Source organism: Streptomyces sp. NPDC020996 (assembly GCF_040641355.1).
Lineage (GTDB): Bacteria > Actinomycetota > Actinomycetes > Streptomycetales > Streptomycetaceae > Streptomyces.
Window position 1 is genome coordinate 81,007 of the sequence record NZ_JBFADM010000025.1, and the last position, 18,557, is coordinate 99,563.

Annotated in this window: 15 protein-coding genes and 1 pseudogene; 7 read left to right on the forward strand and 9 right to left on the reverse strand. The window is 71.3% G+C overall.

From position 1 onward, the window contains the following. Positions 1-47: 47 nt before the first annotated feature. From AB0G63_RS19065 to AB0G63_RS19075, 3 genes are all read left to right on the forward strand, one after another. A complete protein-coding gene (locus AB0G63_RS19065; protein WP_324788324.1) occupies positions 48-335 on the forward strand; it encodes a heavy-metal-associated domain-containing protein in 288 nt (95 codons plus the stop codon). A gap of 131 nt (positions 336-466) precedes the next feature. Beyond that, positions 467-2,731: a heavy metal translocating P-type ATPase gene (locus AB0G63_RS19070; RefSeq protein ID WP_360751363.1), complete on the forward strand. Its 2,265-nt coding sequence runs from the start codon at positions 467-469 to the stop codon at positions 2,729-2,731. A gap of 492 nt (positions 2,732-3,223) precedes the next feature. Further along, positions 3,224-3,652 carry a hypothetical protein gene (locus AB0G63_RS19075; RefSeq protein ID WP_360751365.1) on the forward strand — a complete coding sequence of 143 codons (429 nt, stop codon included), beginning with the start codon at positions 3,224-3,226 and terminating at the stop codon, positions 3,650-3,652. Positions 3,653-3,694: 42 nt separating this feature from the next. Here the strand turns inward: AB0G63_RS19075 and AB0G63_RS19080 are convergent. After that, positions 3,695-4,942 (reverse strand): annotated as a pseudogene (locus AB0G63_RS19080) (NAD(P)H-dependent oxidoreductase); the annotation flags it as partial. A gap of 408 nt (positions 4,943-5,350) precedes the next feature. Between AB0G63_RS19080 and AB0G63_RS19085 the strand changes: the two are divergent. Continuing rightward, on the forward strand, positions 5,351-6,952 hold the full coding sequence (locus AB0G63_RS19085) for a protein kinase (RefSeq protein ID WP_360751368.1): 1,602 nt from the start codon (positions 5,351-5,353) through the stop codon (positions 6,950-6,952). Between the two features lie 267 nt (positions 6,953-7,219). Here AB0G63_RS19085 and AB0G63_RS19090 read toward each other — a convergent pair whose 3' ends face one another. Further along, complete coding sequence (locus AB0G63_RS19090; RefSeq protein WP_360751371.1) at positions 7,220-8,152, reverse strand: EamA family transporter; 933 nt, start codon at positions 8,150-8,152, stop codon at positions 7,220-7,222. A gap of 39 nt (positions 8,153-8,191) precedes the next feature. Between AB0G63_RS19090 and AB0G63_RS19095 the strand changes: the two genes are divergently transcribed. Further along, a complete protein-coding gene (locus AB0G63_RS19095; protein ID WP_360751373.1) occupies positions 8,192-8,713 on the forward strand; it encodes a MarR family transcriptional regulator in 522 nt (173 codons plus the stop codon). A 154-nt stretch (positions 8,714-8,867) separates the two neighbouring features. Here AB0G63_RS19095 and AB0G63_RS19100 read toward each other — a convergent pair whose 3' ends face one another. Continuing rightward, positions 8,868-9,767 (reverse strand): NAD-dependent epimerase/dehydratase family protein, encoded by a 900-nt coding sequence (locus tag AB0G63_RS19100; protein WP_360751376.1) that lies wholly within the window; start codon positions 9,765-9,767, stop codon positions 8,868-8,870. Between the two features lie 113 nt (positions 9,768-9,880). Beyond that, positions 9,881-11,269 (reverse strand): aminotransferase class I/II-fold pyridoxal phosphate-dependent enzyme, encoded by a 1,389-nt coding sequence (locus AB0G63_RS19105; RefSeq protein ID WP_360751379.1) that lies wholly within the window; start codon positions 11,267-11,269, stop codon positions 9,881-9,883. Between the two features lie 75 nt (positions 11,270-11,344). Here AB0G63_RS19105 and AB0G63_RS19110 point away from each other — a divergent pair, with 75 nt between their 5' ends. Continuing rightward, entirely contained in the window at positions 11,345-12,748 is a 1,404-nt protein-coding gene (locus tag AB0G63_RS19110; RefSeq protein ID WP_360751382.1) for a PLP-dependent aminotransferase family protein, read from the forward strand. 52 nt (positions 12,749-12,800) lie between these two features. Here the strand turns inward: AB0G63_RS19110 and AB0G63_RS19115 are convergent, their stop codons facing one another. From AB0G63_RS19115 to AB0G63_RS19135, 5 genes are all read right to left on the reverse strand, one after another. Beyond that, complete coding sequence (locus AB0G63_RS19115) at positions 12,801-15,350, reverse strand: DUF4132 domain-containing protein (protein WP_360751384.1); 2,550 nt, start codon at positions 15,348-15,350, stop codon at positions 12,801-12,803. Then, entirely contained in the window at positions 15,350-15,703 is a 354-nt protein-coding gene (locus AB0G63_RS19120) for a hypothetical protein (RefSeq protein ID WP_360751386.1), read from the reverse strand. The genes AB0G63_RS19115 and AB0G63_RS19120 overlap by 1 nt, the downstream gene beginning before the upstream one ends. Before the next feature lie 127 nt (positions 15,704-15,830). Further along, entirely contained in the window at positions 15,831-16,604 is a 774-nt protein-coding gene (locus AB0G63_RS19125; RefSeq protein ID WP_360751388.1) for a polysaccharide deacetylase family protein, read from the reverse strand. 152 nt (positions 16,605-16,756) lie between these two features. Continuing rightward, entirely contained in the window at positions 16,757-17,275 is a 519-nt protein-coding gene (locus AB0G63_RS19130; protein WP_360751391.1) for an AAA family ATPase, read from the reverse strand. Between the two features lie 58 nt (positions 17,276-17,333). Continuing rightward, positions 17,334-17,906 (reverse strand): TetR/AcrR family transcriptional regulator, encoded by a 573-nt coding sequence (locus tag AB0G63_RS19135; protein WP_360751393.1) that lies wholly within the window; start codon positions 17,904-17,906, stop codon positions 17,334-17,336. Here AB0G63_RS19135 and AB0G63_RS19140 point away from each other — a divergent pair. Continuing rightward, entirely contained in the window at positions 17,811-18,515 is a 705-nt protein-coding gene (locus AB0G63_RS19140) for an alpha/beta hydrolase (protein WP_360751395.1), read from the forward strand. The genes AB0G63_RS19135 and AB0G63_RS19140 overlap by 96 nt on opposite strands. Positions 18,516-18,557: the final 42 nt, after the last annotated feature.

Genomic DNA, 18,557 nt, shown 5'->3' on the forward strand with positions numbered 1-18,557 from the left:
TAATCCATACCCCCCCAGGGTATGGATCGACCTGAAAGGAATGTGTCATGGGTTCCTGCTGTACTTCGGACGGCAGCTGCTCCACCAGCGCCGCTTCCACCGTCGCCGTCGAGGGCACCGCGGTCGCGACGGTCTACAAGGTGTCCGGCATGACGTGCGGCCACTGCGAGACCACCCTCACCCGCGAGATCGGGGTGCTCGACGGCGTGGTCGGGGTGGAGGTGGACGTCAAGGCGGGCCTCGTCACGGTCACCACCTCGACCGAGCCCGACGACCAGAAGCTGGCGGCCGTCGTCGACGAAGCCGGCTACGAGCTGACCGGCCGGGCGGCCTGACACCTGGCCGTCCGGGCGGTGTGACCGCCGGCCGGACGGCCGGGCGGAGAGCGCCGATCCGCTCTCACCCGCTGGACCTCGCCCCGGTCCAGCGGGCCTGGCGCCCCCTCAACTTTCCTCCAGGAGGAGTGATGACCACCTCGGTTTCCGACAACGCCGAGATCGAACTCGCCATCGGCGGGATGACCTGCGCCTCCTGTGCGGCGCGCATCGAGAAGAAGCTCAACCGCATGGACGGGGTCACCGCCACCGTCAACTACGCGACCGAGAAGGCCAAGGTCGTCTACTCGGCCGAGGTGACCGTGCCGGACCTGATCGCCACCGTGGAGGCCGTCGGCTACACCGCGAAGGAGCCCGCTCCCCCGCGCGACTCCGGCACACCGCGGGACGGCGAGGGTGCCGAGGACGCCGCTGAGACGGACGAGCTGCGTCCGCTGCGGCAGCGGTTGACCACCGCCGTCGTGCTCGCCGTCCCGGTGATCGCCCTGGCCATGGTCCCGGCCTGGCAGTTCGAGTACTGGCAGTGGTTGTCGCTCACCCTGGCCGCGCCCGTGGTCACGTACGCGGCCTGGCCCTTCCACCGCGCGGCCTGGACCAATCTCCGGCACGGCGCCGCCACCATGGACACGCTGATCTCGGTGGGCACGGCGGCGGCGTTCCTGTGGTCCTTGTGGGCGCTGTTCTTCGGTACCGCAGGCACCCCGGGCATGACCCATGCCTTCGAACTGACCATCGCCCGCACCGACGGCTCGGGGAACATCTATCTCGAGGCCGCCGCCGGGGTGACCGCGTTCATCCTGGCGGGCCGGTACTTCGAGGCCCGGTCCAAGCGCAAGGCGGGCGCCGCGCTGCGGGCGCTGATGGAGCTGGGCGCCAAGGACGTCACGGTCCTGCGCGACGGGCGCGAGGAACGCATACCGATCAGCGAACTGCAGGTCCACGACCGCTTCCTGGTCCGGCCCGGCGAGAAGATCGCCACCGACGGCACGGTCGTCGAGGGCGCCTCGGCCGTGGACGCCTCGATGCTCACGGGCGAGTCCGTGCCCGTCGAGGTGGGGATCGGCGACGCGGTCACCGGAGCCACCGTCAACGTCGGCGGACGCCTGGTCGTCGAGGCCTCCCGCGTCGGCGCCGACACCCAACTCGCCCGCATGGCACGCCTGGTCGAGGACGCGCAGAACGGCAAGGCGGCCGCACAGCGGCTCGCGGACCGGATCTCCGCCGTCTTCGTGCCGGTCGTCATCAGCCTGGCGGTGGGGACTCTCGGCTTCTGGCTCGGCAACGGCGCCGAGCTGTCCGCCGCCTTCACCTCGGCGGTGGCCGTACTGATCATCGCCTGCCCCTGTGCCCTGGGTCTGGCCACCCCCACCGCACTCATGGTGGGCACCGGCCGGGGCGCCCAGCTGGGCATCCTCATCAAGGGACCGGAGGTGCTGGAGAGCACCCGCAAGATCGACACGATCGTCCTGGACAAGACCGGCACGGTCACCACGGGCCGTATGACCCTGCTGGGTGTGCACACCACCGAGGGCACGGACGAGGCCGACGTCCTGCGGCTGGCGGGCGCGCTGGAGCACGCCTCGGAACACCCCGTCGCCCAGGCGGTCGCGACCGGCGCCGCCGACCGGGTCGGCACGCTGCCGGCACCCGAGGACTTCGCCAACGTTCCCGGGCTCGGAGTCCAGGGTGTCGTAGAGGGGCACGCGGTCCTCGTGGGACGCGAGAGGCTTCTCGACGAGTGGGCCCTGGTGATGCCGGTCGAGCTGGCGCGCGCCAAGGCGGCCGCCGAAGCCGCGGGCCGCACCGCCATCGCCGTCGCGTGGGACGGCGAGGCCCGGGCGGTGCTCGAAGTGGCCGACGCGGTCAAGGACAGCAGCGCACAGGCCATCGCCCGCTTGCGGGCACTCGGCCTCAAGCCGGTGCTGCTCACCGGCGACAACCGGGCGGTCGCCGACGCGGTCGCCGCGGAAGTCGGCATCGACGAGGTGATCGCCGAGGTCATGCCCGAGGACAAGGTCAGCGTCGTCAAGCGGCTTCAGGCCGACGGCCTTTCGGTCGCGATGGTCGGTGACGGAGTCAACGACGCCGCCGCGCTGGCGCAGGCCGACCTGGGCCTCGCCATGGGCACGGGCACCGACGCGGCCATCGAGGCCGGTGACCTCACTCTGGTCCGGGGGGACCTGCGCGCCGCGGCCGACGCGATCCGGCTCTCCCGCAAGACGCTCGGCACCATCAGGTCGAACCTGTTCTGGGCCTTCGCCTACAACGTGGCGGCGCTGCCCCTGGCGGCGGCCGGGCTGCTCAACCCGATGATCGCCGGAGCGGCGATGGCGTTCTCCTCCGTCTTCGTCGTGGGCAACTCCTTGCGGCTGCGCGGTTTCAAGGCGCTCGGCTGAAGCAACCTCCCAGCGGGGGCGGCCCACCGGAGGCCGCCCCCGCACACGCCTTCCACATCAGCGCCTGCAACCCCGTTTCCAGCCGCTTCCCAGTGGGCGTGCGTAGATTTCCGGCCAACGGCGGTCGAGCCGGCGTCCCGCTGAAGGAGGGCGCCGCAGCTGATCCGCGGGTCGTTTCCGCGGGCCGCTGGCAAGTGTGTCTGTCCTGCGTCGGCGGCCTGACCGCCAGGGGCCAAAAGGGGGTTTGTCATGCGCGTATCGCGTGTTCCCGCTGTCACGGCGGCGGCGTTGGGGCTTGTGCTGCTGACCGGGTGCCAAGGGGGTGATCTCAAGGGCTCGAAGCCCGTGAAGTCGCCCGCCGCGTCGGCGAGCACCGTGGACCCGACCACTGCTCCCGCCCGGCCCAGCGCGACGGACTCCGGCAAAGCCTCCGCCTCCGCCTCGCCTTCCGCCTCGGCTTCGGGCCCGTCCAGGCAGGTGATCGACGCGTCGATGGCAGGCGGACTGTCCAAGGTGTCGGGCAAGAACCCGGCAAGTGACGTCGACCCGGGCGAGATGCGCGACGGCATGAACCTCGTGTCGGCCGCGTACTCCGACTGGGGGAGCGACGACGCCGTTCTGGTCGTCGCGGTCGATCATGTGCCCGAGGCCACCACCAAGCGCCGTGAACACCTGTGGCGCGGCATGCTGGAACACATCAAGTGGGACTTCGACCAGGGCGTGCCCGAGGCGCAGCCGGTCAGCGATCCCGGACGGCTCGGCGGCTCGGTGGAGTGCATGCCGGCGTCGCTCGCCGAGAACGGGAACGTCATCTGCGGCTGGGCGGACGCGACGACCGCGGGGGTGGCTCTGTTCCCGAACAGCACCGTGATGTCGGCATCCATGGAGTTCATGACCATGCGTGTCGATCTGGAGAAGTAGACAGAACGTCCTGCCCGCCTGCCTGGCCGACGCCGCGGCAGCGCGGCGGTCCTCGATGCCGCCGGGCACGGTCGGGCGGATACGGAGGTGGATGGCCGTGACGTCGTCGATGCCGGTCCAGCGCAGCCAGTCGTCGAAAAGGGCGGTCTGGGAGTCGTTGCCGAAGGCATGGTCGCGGCCCGGTCCACAGCCGGCGCTGGTGTACACCACGCCGGCCTTCTTCACTCTCAGCAGCCCGGTGCAACCGCACTCGGGACGGATGTCGAAGACCAGGCCGGGCTGGGCGATCACGTCGATGAACTGCCTTGAGAATGCGGGGAATACCGCCGTTCCACATCGGAACGCTGAATACATGCCGGTCGTAGCTGCCGAAACGGTCGAACGTCTCGCGCAGGCCGCCCAGGTACGGGCCGGCGCGCCCTGCGGCCGGGAACCGGCGAGGAGGGCCATGTGGGCCGCGGTCGCGGTCGGGCCGAAAGACGGAAGCGTGCCGTCCCAGAGGTTGAAGCGGTCCACGTCCGCATCGGGGTGAGCCTCCCGGTAGCCGTCCGTGAAGACGTCGGCCAGGAACCGGGACTGCGACGCCGTCCCGCGCGGGGAAGCCGCGATGTGCAGGAGTCTGTGCATGGCGGTCTCCTTCACGGCCAGTACCCGGGGTGTCCCGGGGTGAAGGTGCCGGCCGCGGGTGCGGCGGAGCCGTCGCGGACCTGGTGTCGGTACGGCTGACGGCGCTTGCTGTGCCGGGTCAGGCGGTGGCGCCGACGGTGACCCCATGGGTGGACCGCCCCGGCCTCTGCCCGGGGGCCGTGTCCGGCGGACAGCGCGTCGATGGTGGCCCTGCCGCGGCCGTGTTCGGCGGGGGTTCCGGTGGCGGCCCACGCCCCCTCGGACCTGCGCCGTTGAGGGTACGCACGTCTCCATGGCGCACCGGCCCCGGCAGGGCCGACCCGGCTGAGGCGATCCGGGCACCGAGGTCCGTCCCGGCCCGCCCCGCGGCGGTGGCGGGCGCCGGCTCGGCCGTCCTGGCGCCGGACCCGGCGCGGAGCGCCGACGCCCGGCCGGGGGCGTTCGGGTCGAGCGGTGTACCCGGCACACGCAGGACCGCGCGCCTCGCCGCTCCCGGGGCAGGTGTGGCGGCCTCGGTACGGCCGCCGCGCACCACTTCGGCCGGCCGGCGGCGGGGCTTGAGTAGCGAGTACTCGTGCGGCCGACCGCGGGCGGTCGGCAGCCTGGTGGATGCCTCCGCCGGCTTCCCCGCTCCCGGGCCGGCCCTGCCCTTGCCCCCTTCATACCGCCCGGACGGGCAAGCCTGCCCGTTGGAGGTCCACGGGACGGAGGTGCATCCAACGCCCAACGGCCGCCATCACCACCGGGTAGGAAGGGAAGGCGGTCCCCCGCCCGCCGGCCGTGGTGGGACCACCGGCGCGGCCCGGCGCGGCCGACAGTCCGACGAGGCCGGTACGGCGTCCCTGGCGGCGTGTCCGCCGCCGAAACGAGTATTGATTACTCATGATCGGATGTTCGGCAACGCGTTGGATGAGCATGGCCTGTGAATGGTGGCCAGGCATCCGCAGCTGTGGCCGCGCGTGGTCGCCGCGGCCCTGACATCGTAGTGCGCGGCGCCGCCGTCGACGAGCGGGGGCCGGCCGGCACTGCCGCCCGCAGCGGGGGCGTTACACGGTGAAGGGGCGGTACCGAATGACCGGTCGGGATGAGCACACTTTGGCCAGCGCTGACGGGCGCGCCGTGGGTGACGGGCGCTACGTCCTGCAGAGCCTTCTCGGAGAAGGCGGCATGGCCACGGTGTATCTCGGTCACGACACCGTCCTCGACCGGCCGGTGGCTGTCAAGCTGCTCCGCTCGGACCTGGCGGGACAGCAGGCGTTCCGGCTGCGGTTCATCAGAGAGGCCAAGGCGGTCGCCCGCCTCAACCACACCAACATCGTCTCGGTGTTCGACTCGGGCGAGCACTCGGGCCAGGGTGCGGCCGAGCCGTACATCGTCATGGAGTACGTCGAGGGCTGTTCGCTGCGGGAACTCCTCGACCAGCATGTGGCCGGGAGCGGGGCGATGCCCGTACCGCTGGCCCTGCAGATCACGAGTGAGGTCCTGGCCGCCCTCTCGGAGAGCCACGCGAGAGGGCTGATCCACCGGGACATCAAGCCGGCCAACGTGATGATCACCCGGCGCAACGTGGTGAAGGTGATGGACTTCGGGATCGCCCGGGCGATGGAGAGCGGGCTCGGCTCCATGACGCAGACCGGGATGGTCGTCGGGACTCCTCAGTACCTCTCCCCCGAGCAGGCCATGGGCCGGCAGGTGGACGAGCGCTCCGACCTGTACTCGGTCGGCTGCATGCTCTTCGAGATGGTCACGGGCAGGTTGCCGTTCGACGGTGACGCGCCGCTCACCATCGCCTACCAGCATGTGCAGGCGCCCGCGCCGGTGCCTTCCCAGGTCAACGCGTCCGTGCCCGCGTCCGTCGACCGGCTGATCGCCACGGCTCTGGCCAAGGACCCCGCGCAGCGGCACCAGTCCGCCGACGCCATGCGCGAGGCGGTCCAGGCGCTGCTCGCGGAGATCGGGCCGGCCGGTTCCCCTGCCCCCGCCCGACCGGCGGATTCCCCCGGGCAGCCCGGCGTCGGGCAGGGCAACGTTTCCTTCGGTCCCCCGCCAACGGTGGGGGCTCCTTACATGCCCACCTTCGCGGCGTCTGCGTACCCCTCGCAAGGAGCCGCCGGGCCGGCTGCCGGCGGTCCGGCGCCGATGGCCATGCACCACAACCCCTATCAGGGGACGCCCCCCGATGGGCTCGCACCGCAGGCCCCGCACCGCCCCTCGTCGCCGCCACGCCGCAAGGCCGTGGTGTGGGGGGCGTCGGTCACTGCCGTGCTCGTGCTCGGCGGGCTGACGGTGCTGACGCTGGGCAACGGGGAGAAGGGCAACGATCCGGAAGACGTCGGTCCCGACAAGACTGCTTCGCAACCCGCGGCGTCGGCGTCGGCGTCCCCCTCGCACGGCGATGTCGTGATGGGCGACACCTCGCTCACGATGCCGGTGAAGGACTGCACCAAACCCAAGGTCTCGCAGGACGGGAAGATCTCGGTGCCGTGGTTCAAGCTGCACCACATCGACTCGGTGCGCGCCTGCGCCGAGGCCGGCGGGTGGAAGCTCACGGAGAAGACGAAGGACGAAGCCCTCTGGGGGAAGGGAATCGTCGTCGACCAGTCGCCGATCGGCGCCCAGGTCGACCCGGACCTCAAAGTGGTGACCGTCTGGGTGTCGACGGGTGTCTCATAGCTGCGTTCCGCGCCACACGTATGCCGGCCTCACACGCGGGGGTGTGCCCACCCCTCACCGTTCCGCCTCGTTCACATTCGGCAGGCCGGGACCGGGATCGTCGGCGTAATGGAGTACCGGTTGCTCATCGCTCACCACCCCTGCTCGTGTTCCAATCGACGGGTGGTGAGTGTCTCGTTCATCCCCGGAGCGACATCTCGCCACCGTGGGCTATTCCGCATGAGGGATAGCCCACCTCACTTCTTCTCGCCGGCGTGACGGGCCTCTTCACCGACGGCCCGGCGCAGATGGCTCTCGCGCGGGACGCGCTTCGGGTGCCGGATCGACGGGTGCCCGACCGCTGCCACGCCGGCTCGCGCGGGCGGGCCGGCCGAGGACGACGCCGGCCAGGACCAGTGCCAGCCCGCACGACTGCTGGACGGTCAGCGCCTCCCCGGCGACGGCGATGCCCAGCAGCACGCCGGTCACGGGATTGAGCAGGCCGATCAGCCCCACGGTTCCCGCGGGCAGGTGCCGCAGTCCCGTGAACCAGGCGGCGAACGCCAGCGCGGTGGCGACCAGAGCGACGTAGCCGAAGGCGAGCAACCCGGGCGTGGACAGCGCGGGCGGAGCCCCCTCCACGGCTGCGGCGACCGGAAGGAGGAAGAGGCCGCCGGCGGTCAGCTGCCAGGAGGTCGAGGCCAGCACGTCGACATCGGCGTTCCACCGCTTGGTCAGTATGTGGCCGAACGACGACACCAGCATGGCGGCCACCGCCGCGAGGACACCCGGCACGCTCACCCGGGAGGCTCCCGTGAGCAGCATGAGACACACGCCGACGAGCCCGATCGCGGCGCCGGCCAGATGAGCGGTCCTCGGACGCTCGGACATCAGCAGCCACGCCACGAGCATCATCGTCAGCGGGGACACCGCCATGACGGTCGAGGCGACGCTCGTGGGAAGGAGTTGGGAGGCGGCGTAGACGAGGACGAAGAAGACACTCACGTTGAGTGTCCCCAGCACGGCGGATCGCCACCACCACACGCCCCGGGGCCGTCGCCGGCGCAGGAGCAGCAGGAAAAGGCCGGCCGGCAGCGCTCGTACGGCGGCGCCGTAGAGGGGGCGGTCCGCGGGGAGGAACTCGTGCGTGACGTAGTAGTTGGCTCCCCAGGCGACCGGTGCGATCGCGGTCAGTGCGACCCAGCGCACATTAGCTTCCATGGAAGACATTCTACTTCCATGGAAGCTATATTGTCTTCCATGGAAGACAGTGAGCTGGACCGAGTGGCCCGCATCCAGGCCGACTGGCGCCGCGAACGACCCGACCTCGACGTCTCCCCCCAGGGCGTGATCGGCCGGCTTCACCGGCTGGCCGACCAGCTCACCGGGGAACTCCGCCTCGTCTACGCCCGCTACGGCCTCAGCGAAGGGGAGTTCGACGTCCTGTGCGCGCTGCGCCGCGCCGGTGAGCCCTACCAACGAGCGCCCGGCGAACTCGCCGCGCACACCATGGTCACCACCGGCGCCATGACGAAGAGGATCGACCGTCTGGAGCGAGCCGGACTCGTCACCCGCCGCCGGTCCGAGGACGACCAGCGGGGACGGATCGTCGCCCTCACCGCCCCCGGACGCGAACTGATCGACCAGGCGTTCACCGAGCACATGCGCAACGAACGCCGCCTGCTGGACGCGCTGACACCCGCCGAGGCCGCAGCACTCGAAACACTGCTCACCGCCTGGCTGTCCCGCATGGATCACCCGCGCGCCGCCGACAGCGACTGACCCGCGGCCCCGGCGCGGGCACTCCTCGTCACAGCCCGCCGCGCCCTTGCCATGGCGATCGCGATCGCCATGGCAAGGTGTGTCCCCCAGGGGTATGTCACGCACCGGCCGGTGAGCATCCGGGTGTGTCCGGATGCCGCGCGGGGCTACGGCGTCAGACGAGCCGCTGCCTCAGCAGTCTCAGTTCCTCCGCGACGTCGTGCATCTTCGGACTCCAGCCCAGCTGCTCGCGTGCCGCCGCGCTGGACAGCCGCTGGGAGTAGGTCAGCGCCTCGGCGAAAGGACCCAGCGCCTGGGACGCCACTTCGACCGGCAGGGAGGCTGTTTCCCCGCCGCCACCGAGCGCACGGCTCGCCATGACGGAGAAATCCCGGTAGGACATGCTCTCTCCGTTGCCCGCCAGATAGAGAGAACCGGCGGGGGCACGTTCGAGCGCACCGACACACAGGGCGGCGAGATCGTCCACGTGCACGAAGGCAAGCAGGTTGTCCCCGTCGCCGACGTAGTGCACCCGGCCACTGCTGTGGTAGTCGGCCAGCAGCGAGGTCGCGACGAAGCCGCTCGCGCGCCCGTACACCATGGGCGCGCGGACCACCGCGCTGCGGACCCCCGATTCGGCGGCCCGCCGGATCTCGCCTTCGAGCGCCGACCGCCAGGAGAGGAACGCGGGCGGATCGTCGGGGGTCGACTCGTCGACTTCCACCTCGGGCCCGGTGTTCCCGGTGCCGAGTGAGCCGGTCACGTACAGAAAGGCCTTGTTCGTGCCCTGCATCGCCTGCAGGACCGAACGGACCGCGGCGGTGTCCACCTCCCGGAACCTGTCCGGAACGGGGTCCAGCCACGCGAACACGACGGCGTCGGCCTGGACCGCTCGTGCCACCCACTCCGAAGGGCGGCCGACCTCACCCGGCTGAACCTTCACCCCGGCCGCCTCCAGGGCCTGCGCGGATGCCGTGGACCTGGCCAGGCCCACCACGTCGTGGCCTCGCTCGAGCAGATGATCCACGACGGCGCCGCCTATGTATCCCGTAGCGCCGATGACGAATGCTTCCATGTGGTCTCCCAAGGTGAATGAGCGACGTGGCCGGGTGGTGCCGGTGGGGTGACGGCCCCCGACCGCCGTCACCCCGGTCATTTCCGGCGGCGGGCAGGACCGCCGGGCCGCGGTCAGCCCGAGGCCGCCGCCAGCACGTCCAGCACGCGCGCGGTGTCGTCCTCGGTGGTGCGCCAGTTGCTGAACGCGGCCCGCAGTCCGGGCACCCCGCCGTACACCGTCGGCGTCACGTACGCCTCCCCGGACTCGGCGACCGCCTGCGCCAGCGCGCCCACCCGTTCCGTGGTCGGGTCCTCGGCGAGCGTGAAGCAGACGACGTTGAGCCGGACCGGCGCCAGCAGGCGCAGACCGGGCAGGGCGTCGACGCCCGCACCGAGACGCCGGGCCAGGGCCACGTTCCGCTCGACGATCTCCCGGTGCCCGGCCTGCCCGTAGGCCATGAGCGAGAACCACGCCGGCAGGGCGCGCAGCCGTCGCGAGTTCTCGGGGGTCAGGTGCAGGAAGTCCGGCTCGCCGACGGGCATCCCGAGGTACGGCGAGGCGTTGTGGAACACCGCCACCTGAAGGTCGCGGCGCCGGGTGAACTGCACGGCCGCGTCGTAGGGGACGTTCAGCCACTTGTGCAGGTCGACGCAGACCGAGTCGGCCGCGTCGAGGCCGTCGACCAGCGACACGTACTCGGGGGACAGCGCGGCGAAGCCGCCGAACGCCGCGTCCACGTGCAGCCAGAAGTCGTAGCGCTCCTTCAGAGCGGCGATCGCGCGCAGATCGTCGAAGTCGACGGTGTTCACGGTGCCCGCGTTCGCGACGACGATCGCCGGCCGGCCGTCCCGCCCGGCCAGCGCCTCCTCCAGCGCGCTCACGTCCACGGCCTCCCGGTTGCCGGACAGCAGCGGCACCTGCCGCAGCCGGTCCCGGCCGATGCCCAGTACCGACATCGCCTTGGTGATGCTGGAGTGCGGGCTGCCGGAGAGGACGTCGACCGGGCCCAGCGCCGCCGCACCGGCCCGGGAGACGTCCACGCCCAGCCGCTCGCCGAGCCACTCCCGGCCGACCGCCAGCCCGATCGTGTTGGACACGGTCGCGCCCGTCACGAACGCTCCGCTGTGCGCCTCGCTCAGCCCGAACAGCTCGCGCAGCCAGCCGACCGTCTCCCGCTCCAGCTCCTGCGCCCACGAACCGCCCGCGCCGGAGATGTTCTGGTCGAGAGCCGAGGTCAGCCAGTCACCGGCGACCGACGCGGGGGTCGCGCCTCCGGTGACGAAGCCCAGGTAGCGCGGGCCCGCCGAGCCGGAGAAGCCCGGCGCCCACCGCTCGGCGAAGCGCGTGAGGGCGGTGGCGCCTCCTACGCCCTCGGCGGGCAGCGGAGCACGTTCGGGAGCCCGGCCGGACACGGCGACCGGCCGCCCGGCGAGCCCCGCCACCTCACGGGCCGCGTAGTCGCGGGCGGACTGCAGGAGTTCGGAGAGCCGGGAGAGATCATCGGCGAGTGCGGGGTGCATGCCCGCAGCGTAGAACGCGGAGGCAGCCACATGTCTGGTCCACTTGGGGAGAACTGGACCAGACATACTGGCCGTGTGGACACTGGATTCGTCGCCGCGCTCGGCGACTGGCACATCCGGTCGGGCCCGCTCTCCCGCACCCTGGCGGCGGCGGTACGCGAGGCCGTGATCGACGGCCGGCTCCCGGTAGGCACCCGGCTGCCGTCCGAGCGGGAACTGGCCCGGACCCTCGGAGTCAGCCGCGGCACGGTGGTCTCCGCGCTGGCCGTGCTGCGCGACGACGGCTGGCTGCACACCCGGCACGGCAGCGGCAGCACCGTACGGCTGCCTCCCCGGCTCACGGAGCGCACCAGCCCCTGGTCCCTGGACCGGGGCGGCGCCGCCGACGCCAATCTCGACCTCACCCTCGCCGTCACCGCCGCACCGCACGACGCCTACCTCACCGCCCTCGCCCGCGCCACCGAACGCAGCGCGCCGCTGCTCGTCGACTCCGGCATCGCCACCTGCGGGCTGCCCCTGCTGCGGGAGCTGCTCGCCGACCGCTACACCCGCGCCGGCCTCGCCACCCGGCCCGAGCAGATCCTCGTCACCTCCGGCGCCCAGGCCGCCCTCACCCTGCTCCTGGACCACCTCCACACCGACCGCCGGCGCCCCGCCGTGGTGGAGAACCCCGCCTACCCCGGCGCGCTCGCCCTGCTGCACGCCCGCCGCGTCCGTCTGCTGCCGGTGCCCGTCTCGGCCACGGACGGCTGGGACACCGAGCGCCTCACCGCGGCCGTGCGCCAACACCGCCCCCAACTGGCCTATGTGGTACCCGACTTCCACAACCCCACCGGCGCCCACATGGACGCGCGGACGCGGCGGGCGGTCGCCGGGCTCGGCGACCGCCACGGGCTGACCGTCCTCGCCGACGAGACGATGCGCGACCTGGACCTGAGGACCCCGCCCGGCACCGAACCGCACCTCGCGGGGGCGCGGGTGATCCAGATCGGCTCCGCGAGCAAGACCCTGTGGACGGGTCTGCGGGTGGGCTGGATCAGGGCGAACACGGACCTCGTACGGCAGCTGCGGCGCAATCCGCTCCAGGCGCAACTGGCTCCGCCGCCGCTGGAACAGCTCATCGCCGCCGAACTCCTCGGCGACCCGCTCCCGGACCTCCTCGCGAACCGGCGCGACCAGCTGCGCGACCAGCGTGACCATCTGGCCGCGCTGCTGGCCGGCACCGAGTGGAGCTACACCGTCCCGGGCGGCGGACTGAGCCTGTGGCTGCACCTGGGGGACGGCACGCGGGCGACGGACCTCGCGGCCAGGACCGCCGCGCGCGGACTCGCGGTGACCCCGGGACCGCTCTTCGCCGCCGACCGCACCACCCTCACCCGACATCTGCGACTGCCGTTCACGGCGACACCGCGGACGCTGACGCGGGCGGTGGAGGTGCTGCGGGAGTGCTGGCGGGCCGGGACGCCGGCGTGCCGTTGAGCGGTGCGGCGGGCGGCGGGAGGGATCCGGGAACCGCCGGCTCCGAACGCGGCTACCGTGTCTCCCCACGCTGGAGCTGGCCGACGACGGCGGGGTCGGTGATGGCGGTGTCGTCGGCCAGCATGATCGCCTTGCTGAGGATGACGGCCAGCATGTGGTCCCCCTCGAACGGGAGGTAGGTGTCGCCCACGGGAAGGGCGTTGCCGGACGCGGGGACGACACACAGGTAGGTGTTGTCGGGGCTCATGAGGATGTTTCCGGAGCCGAGGTGGATCCGGTAGGTGTGCAGGGCGCCCCGGACGGTGAGGAACCTTCCGTCGATGCCGCACCGGCCGGCGATGCCGAGTCGCGGCAGCAGGGCGGCGAGCAGCTCCTTCCTGGTCTGTGCCGGCTGGGACAGCTCGCCGAAGGCGTAGCCGTTCCAGTAGTGCTGGAAGCGTCCTTGGGGGCCGCCGTCCTGCCAGGTGGGGTCGTTGCCGATGCTCGCGACGCCGACGAAGAGGTCGATGTCGCGGAGGACCTCGCTGAGGACCAGGTCGGGTATCCGTTCGAGGGGCAGCGGATCGACGCGCTCGCCGGGCATGGTGTAGGCGCCGCCGCCGGCGTGGGCGAGGTTCTGGGGTGCGTCGAGCGGATAGAAGCGGACCTGGTCGGTCCGGACGGTCAGGAAGCTTCCCGAACCCGCGACGTCGTCATCGATGCCTTCGATCCAGTATTCGCCGCGCAGTCCCCATGCGGGCAGGTCGATGGTGGCGGGAGGATAGACGTCGTCGACGGCCATGCGCAGTCTGTTGCGCCAGCCGCGTGCGGCGGCGAGGGCGTTGAACTGGTGCTGGCGCAGGATGTGTGCGGCGAACCGGTTGGAGTAGTCGCGGGTCTGCCGCTCCGCCCCGGTGAGCCGGTACACCTCGCGATGGGCCTGCTTGAAGGGCTGGGTGATGCCGTGCCGCCGCAGCCAGTCCCGCCAGGCGAGGACGTCGTCGGGGTCCTGGGCGACGGGGTGCCACAGTTCGACGCGCGCGTCCGGTGCGGCCGGCACCGGGCTGTCGTCGAGGGTGCGCCACTGGCCGTCGGCGTATCCGCAGGTGAGGCCGTCGACGCTCCACAGCAGGCGCCGGGTGAGAGTGCCGAGCAGTGGATGGCCGGCGTAGCGCTCGCACCAGGCGGCGAACGTCCATGTGCGGCGCGAGAGGTAGAGGCGTTCCAGCCGGGTGCTCTGGGCGGGGAGCATCTTGTCGATGTCCTTGACCGCCGCCTTGAGGGCCTTGACGTCTTCGGCGTGGTCGCGCCGTACCGGAGCCGGCGCGGTCTTCGTGACGCGGCCTGTCGTGCCGCGCCACGTCAGGGAGGCCTTGCCGTCGCGCACCGAGAGCACGGCGGTGGTGTCGCCCAGGGTGTGTTCGCCGTGGCCCACACCGGTGAGCCCGTAGCCGGGAAGGGCCAGTTCCTCGATCTCCTCCCGGGACACGCTCATGGTCGTGGCCCGGGAGTCGAGCGCCGCGTTGACGAGCTTCAGCGTGGGCTTGGCGGTCAGGCGGGCGGAGAGCCGCGCCAGTTCGCCCAGGGACGCCTCTCCCCGGAGTTCGCGGAGCGTGTGGACGGCCGCGTTCGCGATTCTCGGGTGCCGCGGCCCCAGCCCCGGGACCTTGCGCACGCAGAAGTCCACCAGGTGCCCCAGGACACGTGCGGAGCCGGCGCTCTCCGGGGTGAGCGCGAGCAGCCAGACCAGACCCCGTACGGCCACCGCGTTGTACGGGTCGAGCATGCCGGGGAAGGTGCCGGTGCCGTTGTGGACTAGGGGCACCGTGCGTGGCCGGTCAAGCATGCCGAGCCAGGAGACGACCTTGGTGTGAACCGTCTCGGGGCCGATCTCTTCGATGAGGTCCTTCGCCCTCGCGTTCCAGTCGGCGGTCGGTCGTACCGCGGTCGCGGTCAGCGCGTGCCGGAGCAGCGGCGGCCAGCTCTCGTGCAGGCCGGGAAGCTCGCCGAGCACGTGGTCGGTCCAGGCCTCCCCCGGGTTGAGGAGAGGATCACTGACCTGTTCCTGGCTCAGGCGCCCGATGCCGCGGGGCTGGTAGCCGTTCTTCCGTACGGTGCGGCGCAGTGTCGCGATGAACGCGGGGGAAGGCATCGCGCCTGCCGCCAGCTCGGAGTCCTTCTCGATGATCCTCCACAGTTCGTGGGTGTGGGGGGTGTCCAACGTGAAGCTCCGCCCGATGCCGTCCACTTCGCGCAGCCTCCCAGCCAGCGAGCGGACGCTGGGGAGGCCGCTGATCAGCAGCTCCTTCAACCGCACCATGCGGTCCCACAGCGAGTGCTCGCGGCCCCGGCAGTCCTGCTCGGACCAGCCGCGGCGGACCCACTGCCGCATCACTGTGGCCCGGTAGAGGTGGACCATGTCGTTGGCCAGCTTCGCCGCGTGGAAATCCGACAGGGAAAGCAGTGTGTCGGAGAGCCGGCGAGTGTCGTCGAGTTCACCGACTTCGCCGATTTCCCCGAGAATCGCGGCGTCCATCAGTTCCCGCGCCAGGCGGTACGTGTCGCCTTCCATGGCGAATCGGGAGACGGCTTCCAGTCGGCCCGGATTTCGTTGCGAGGTCATCAGCCACCTGCCAGAGGAACGAGCTTCAGGAAAGTGATGTCCTCGTCCGGCGACAGAACCACCTCGTCGTCCAGATCCTCGACCTGCCGGTCCCCCACCAGGACGACGAACCGCCGGCGGTGGAACGCTTCCAGCGCCAATTCGAAGGCGTGCTGCGCGTCCCTGGGCCGGTCTGCACCCGACTGCCGCGTATTTCCCACCCCGCCGGTGAGTTCGCTTCGGCCGTGCCGGCCGAATTCCTCGGACACGCGACGCCGGAGAACCTCTCTCAAGGTCACCCGTTCCCCGGTTGTTGTCGAAGCACGCTCGTGCGGATCGTCGTCGTAAGCGGACGCTGCCTTCGGATTCATCATAGCGAGGACCATAAACCCCGCTACTGACAATGGCCGGGACAGCCCCGGTCTCCCCGTCGGCTCCGCATTTTGAGTAATTTCTACTCGCACCGGCCGCCGGCCGCGGGCCGAGCGGCAGGTCCGCGGCTCAGCGCACCGGGAAGCCGAACTCGTAGCCCTGCTCCTTGAGCCAGGGAAGGATCCGGCGCAAGGCCTCGACGGTCTGGGAGCGGTCGCCGCCCGCGTCGTGGAACAGGATCGTCGGCCCGTTGGGCAGTTCCCTCTCCACGGTGGCGACGATGGCGTCCGCGCCCGGCCGCTCGAAGTCCTTGGAGTCCACGTTCCAGCCCAGCGGACGCATGCCCCGGGAGGCGGCCAGCTTGCGGCTGTAGGGGGTGAACGCCCCGCCGGGAGCCCGGTAGTACATCGGCCGCACGCCCCCGGACGCTTCGGTGATCATGCGTTCGGCGTCGAGGATCTCCTTCGACTGGTAGGCCTGGGACTTGGTGTCCATGGTGGTGTCGTGCGAGATGGAGTGGTCGCACAGCCGGTGCCCGGCCGCGACCACCTTCTTCACGAGGTCCGGGTGTGCCTGCGCCTGCGTTCCGACCATGCAGAACGTGGCCTTCACCCCGTTCTCCCGGAGCAGGTCCAGCATCTGCGGCGTCCACACGGGGTCGGGTCCGTCGTCGATGGTGATGTTGACCGCGTGTGATCCCTTGTCCGACGCGTGCACGATGGTCATCTCCACCGGTCGGACGTCGCCGCCCGGTGTGGCCGACGCGGTCGGCCGGGGCGACCCGCCGTCCACGACACCGGCCTGAGCGCTCCACACCGAGACGCCCGCGGCCAGTACCGTCACCCCGGCTGCCGCCACGGCCAGCCTGCCGTACCAGCCCCGCCCGCCACCGTGCCGCGCCATGTCCGCCCCGCTTCCCGCTGTTCCTCGCCGATCACCGGTCGCCTTCCGACCAACTGATGGGACGAGGAACGGCGGTCGCCGGATGCGTCTGTTACCGATCACTGACAATTCCGGGGGATTTCACGGACAACCGGACCGGCGGCGGCTTGAGTTCAGCTCTCGAGGGCCTCTGCGATCCGGAGGGCGGCCTCGGCGGGTGTGAGATGCGTGGTGTCGACGACCTCGGCCTCGCCGTGCAGCCACGTGCGGGCCGCCTCGGCGTACGGCTCGAGCTGTGCCAGGCGGAAGGGCGAGGGGACGGGAGTGGCCCCCTCGATGCGCCGGCGGAGGGTCTCCTGGTCGGCGTGGAGGACGAAGTGCCGCACCGGGATGGCGTGTCGGGCGAGGCCCGCGCTGATCTCGCGCCAGTACCCCTCGACCAGGACGGTCATGGGGATCACCAGGGTGCCGCCGGTGTAGTCGAGTACGCGGCGGGCGGTCTCGACCACGAGCGGCCGCCATGGCGGCCAGTGCTGGAAGTTGTCCGTCTCGGGCAGCCCCGGGGTGATGTCCATGAGTGTCTCGCCGACCTTCTCGGCGTCGAACACCCGTGAATCCGGGATCAGTTGCTGCACCAGTGGACTGGTCGTCGTCTTGCCCGCGCCGTGGGTGCCGTTGAGCCATACGATCACGTGGCCCGATGCTAGCTCCAGCCGCGCCCGCGGCAGAGGGGAACGGGCCGGGCGTCGGTCAGCAGTACTCCTCGGAGTCCCAGCCGGGGTAGATCTGCGAGCCGACGGCCGCGCCGTCGGCGAAGGCCACGACGAGGGTGGCGACGTCGTCGGCCCGGTCCGCGGGGGCGCTCTGCTGGACGCGGCGTGCCCAGGCGGAGATCATCCGCTTGACCTGGAGGCGGCAGTCGAGGAACGCGCGGCGGGTCTTGGCGTAGGTGTCGTTCTTCTCGAGGAGGACCTGCATGCCGACGCGCATGAAGTCGGGGACCATGCCGAGGGTCTGGTACGAGCCGCCCAGGACCTTGCGGACGCCTTCGCCGAGGGTCGTTCCGTCCTCGGCCTCCCACCGGGGCACGGTCACGAGCCATTCGGCGAAGCTGTGCCGGATCACCTCGGCGAAGAGTCCGTCCTTGTCCTCGAAGTGCCGGTAGACCGAGCTGACGGGCAGGCCCGAGCGCCGGCACACGGCCGCGATGGTCGTGCCGGCCACTCCGTGGGTCTTGGCCAGTTCGCCGGCGGCCTTCAGGATGCGGTCGGCGGACCGGGCGGTCGTCTCCTCCTCGGGCACCGGCGCGGGCTCCTGCTGCACGTTCCGCTCAACCTCTCTCAGGCCGAGGACCTGTGGGCCCTGCTCGACGAGCTCGGCGTGCGCAGAGCACACCTCATCGGCAACTCGATGGGCGGGATGATCGCGCTCCGCATGGCCCTGAGCCGACCGGAGCGGGTCGGCACGATGCTCCTCATGGGATCCGGCGGCGCTCCCGACCTGCCCATCACGCCCGGTCTTGAGCACCTGCGCACCTTCTACGCCGACCCGACGCCCGGACAGCTCCAGAAGCTTCTGGCGTCCTTCGTCTTCGACACGGGCACGCTCTCCGGGGTGGTCGACCGCGTCGTCGCCGAGCGCATGCCCTACATCGAGCGGGCCGATGTGCAGCGCTCGCACGCCGCGATGTTCGCGCCCGGCACGAAGCCGCCGGCCTTCACGGTCGAGGAGCTCACCTCACTGCCGCACAAGACCCTGTGCGTCCACGGCCGCGACGACATCATCGTCCCCGTCGAGTCGAGCACGTATCTCGCGAGGACACTGCCGAACGCGACGCTCCACATCATCCCCAGGACCGGTCACTGGACGCAGATCGAGGCGCACGACGTGTTCGTCCACCTTCTCGAGGACCTGCTGCACGACCGGATCTGAGGCGCCCTTCACCGAGGGCGCGGCCGAGGCCCGGGTCCCGAG